This is a genomic window from Methanobrevibacter sp. (assembly GCF_045646045.1).
In the GTDB taxonomy this organism is placed as follows: Archaea; Methanobacteriota; Methanobacteria; order Methanobacteriales; family Methanobacteriaceae; genus Methanocatella.
In genome coordinates this window covers 1-3,045 of sequence record NZ_JAZRJY010000156.1, presented here as the reverse complement: position 1 = coordinate 3,045, position 3,045 = coordinate 1, and the positions used below count along the sequence as shown (strand labels likewise).

At 29.8% G+C, this 3,045-nt stretch carries 3 protein-coding genes; 1 reads left to right on the top strand and 2 read right to left on the bottom strand.

Going from position 1 to position 3,045, the window contains the following annotated elements; translation table 11 throughout:
• Positions 1 to 281: 281 nt before the first annotated feature.
• A complete protein-coding gene (locus ACKI5C_RS10505) occupies positions 282 to 1,556 on the bottom strand; it encodes an ATP-binding protein (RefSeq protein WP_407433063.1) in 1,275 nt (424 codons plus the stop codon).
• A 342-nt stretch (positions 1,557 to 1,898) separates the two neighbouring features.
• Between ACKI5C_RS10505 and ACKI5C_RS10500 the strand changes: the two genes are divergently transcribed.
• On the top strand, positions 1,899 to 2,087 hold the full coding sequence (locus ACKI5C_RS10500; protein WP_407433062.1) for a hypothetical protein: 189 nt from the start codon (positions 1,899 to 1,901) through the stop codon (positions 2,085 to 2,087).
• 123 nt (positions 2,088 to 2,210) lie between these two features.
• Here the strand turns inward: ACKI5C_RS10500 and ACKI5C_RS10495 are convergent, their stop codons facing one another.
• Positions 2,211 to 2,564 (bottom strand): hypothetical protein, encoded by a 354-nt coding sequence (locus tag ACKI5C_RS10495; protein WP_296885766.1) that lies wholly within the window; start codon positions 2,562 to 2,564, stop codon positions 2,211 to 2,213.
• Between the last annotated feature and the right edge of the window lie 481 nt (positions 2,565 to 3,045).

The following is a 3,045-nucleotide window of genomic DNA, read 5'->3' as shown; positions in this document are numbered from 1 at the left end:
ATGGCTTCTATTGAAACTGCATTTTCAAGCATCAAAAGGTTATTTGCGATTATTGACTATCAAAAAGATGAATAATAGAATTTCAATCATGCAATATGTATTGGACAATTCCGTTTGCTTTACGCCAACTGCGGCATGATGTTGGTTAAACGAATCAAAAATTGCATAATCCTGATTCACCCTTGCTGATTGGTGAGGTTAAAAAAAGTGATGTTGTAAAGGAAGTCAATGAACCTAGTCATATTGACAAACAAACTAAATTAATGTAGTTGTATTTTCATCTATTGTTTAAGACAACCTATTGGAATTACTTTAACACCATCTGGACGAGTATATGCAACTTCTCCTCCAGTTAAAACAGCTAAAAAACTTGGGTTGTTTAGATCATCATTTTTTTCTATTAATTTGTTGATTTTCAATAAGTTTTTTGCACCTTCATCAATTTTTTCACTACCTAATTTACATTCAATTAATGCATATCTATTATCATTCAAATGCACAACACAATCAATTTCAATATCCGATTTATCATGATAGTAATAGATATTTCCATCTAATGGACTTGTATAAATGCTTAAATCCCTAATGCAGAGATTTTCAAATAAAAATCCGAACAAAAATAAATCATCAGCACATGATTCGGGACTCATTTTTAATGAAGCAATTGCGATTGAAGGGTCTATAAATATCTTTTTGTTTCTTGATCTCATTGAAGTTTTTGATTTGATGTCTGGTGACCATCCTCTTATTTCTTCTATAACGAATAAGTCTTTCAATGCTTTGATATAAGAGTAATATGTGCCATTGCTCATTTTTTCATTTACATTAACATCTGCCATTATTGTTTTATCATTAACGAGTGTTGAATTATTTCTTGCAAGGGATTTTAAGAGGCTTCTCACTTTATCTGGATTTCTTTTTACTCCATCAATTGCGGAAATATCGGTATTGCAAATATTTTGAACATATGATTTTGCAACAAATAATTGTGCTTCTTTATCTTTTTTCACAACAGATTCTGGCCATCCCCCTCTGCATGCAGCAAATATTAACTCATCAATTGTCAAATCTGAAGTTATTCCATTAATATCTAAATTAGGATTGTTGAATAATTCCATTAAGGATATTTTGCCATTTGATTCCAGGCTTTCATATAGGCTCATTGGTCTCATTAGGACTCTGTGTATTCTTCCAGTGCCTGAATGCATTATTTTTGATTCATCAACAACGGTTGAGCCGGTTAGAATGTATAATCCTTCGCCTCCTATTTCATCAACACTATTTCGGACCGCATCCCATAGGATAGGTGCCATCTGCCATTCATCTATTAATTTTGGTTTATCTCCCTCCAATAATCTGTCTGGATCAAATTCAGCCCATATTTTATATGTTTCCTTTCGTTTAGGATCTTGTAATTTTATCATGCTTTGAGCATGTCTTTCTGCAGTTGTTGTTTTACCGCACCATTTTGGTCCAACTATTAATACTGCACCAATCATTCTTAGATATCTTTCTAAATCATCATCCATGTAACGTTTTAAGTATTTTCTTTCCATTTCAATCAACTTATTATTTTTTTAATTGGAGACTTTTGGAGTTTTTTATTATATACTTTTGGAGTTTTTTATTATATACTTTTTGATATTTTCATTATAGATTTTTGGAGTTTTTCATTGGAGTCTTTTGTAAATATAATTAATCGCCAATAGTTGCCATCTTAATGTTTACTTTAGTATTTCATTGATATGTTGTTAGTGTGAGAGCATTTGACAAGTAATATCTGTTCGTTAACTATCAAACAAATCTGGCTAAAAAGTAGTAGATAATTCATTTACTTTTTAATTTTTTTGTTCGTATTGTATCGAACAAATTTCACTAAAAGTAGTAGATAATTTAAAGTGCGTTACGCCAACAGCAACATGAAGCTGGTTAAAAAGAATCAAAAGTTGCACAATCCAGATTCACCATTGCTGATTGGTGAGGTTAAAGATGGTGATGTTGTAAAGGAAGTCAATGAGCCTAGCTATATTGAAACTCACGAAAAAGTTCTACCTCTTACACGTACTTTTCAATCAACTTTGTTATAAAATTTTATTTGATGTTGTTATTTAATTTTTTGGAAAAATTTTCATGATGCATAGTTTGAATAGATATTATCATAGTTGAAAGAATTTATAAGTAATATAAATTAAATCATTAATGATTTAAAATTAAAGATTTTCAGTTATATAAATTAAAGTATCTATAATAAAAATCAATCTCAAAGCAACAATTTGATTTGCATCAACAACTCCTGTGTGTGCTATTCCATTTCTATTCACTAACCCAATATCTTCTTTAAAATCTATGTTGTCACCTAAAGGTTTCAATATTTCAGAAATGAATTTTACATTAACTTTATTTAAAAATTTTTTCCATGAATCATCATTAGTACATTGATTTAACTTATTTTCTAAAGATTTTCTTAAGCCTCCAAACATTTTATCTACACCCAATTCATCCCTTAATATTCCCTCAAGTTGCAATGTTAGAATAATTACAGCTGCCTCATATTTTCCATGCATATAATTAAATATGGCTTGTTCAATAATAGTTCTTCGAATATCAGTTAATCTCCAACCATTAACTTTTTCTATTATTAAATTAGGATCATCATAATAATTATTTAAGAAGAATTGGTTAAAATTTTCATCATCACTTTTAGATAATTCTTCATAATATTCCTTATCTATTGTTGGAATAATCCACCAATCATCAAAAACTATTCTTCTTATAATTTCAAAGGTGATAGTATTGATGAAGCTTTAGATGTTATAGCCAACAAGAAATTGTATAGTAAATACTTTGATTCACAAAAACAGACAAGAAAACAATAACAGATGCTAAAGCCAGTAAAGGTTCCAATTGTGTTGACTGGGGACAAGTATATTACAGAAGTGCGACAAGCTAGGACCAGTAATTTGTTATATGTTTAAATAACATATGTTAGTGCAGTTATATGAACTGATAACGTTGTTGTGCGCGTTATTCTCCCTTGAAACTGCG

Bases quoted from the DNA above. Each gene is read 5' to 3' on its own strand.
- ACKI5C_RS10505 (WP_407433063.1), bottom strand. From the start codon at position 1,556: ATGGAAAGAAAATACTTAAAACGTTACATGGATGATGATTTAGAAAGA.
- ACKI5C_RS10495 (WP_296885766.1), bottom strand. From the start codon at position 2,564: ATGCATGGAAAATATGAGGCAGCTGTAATTATTCTAACATTGCAACTT.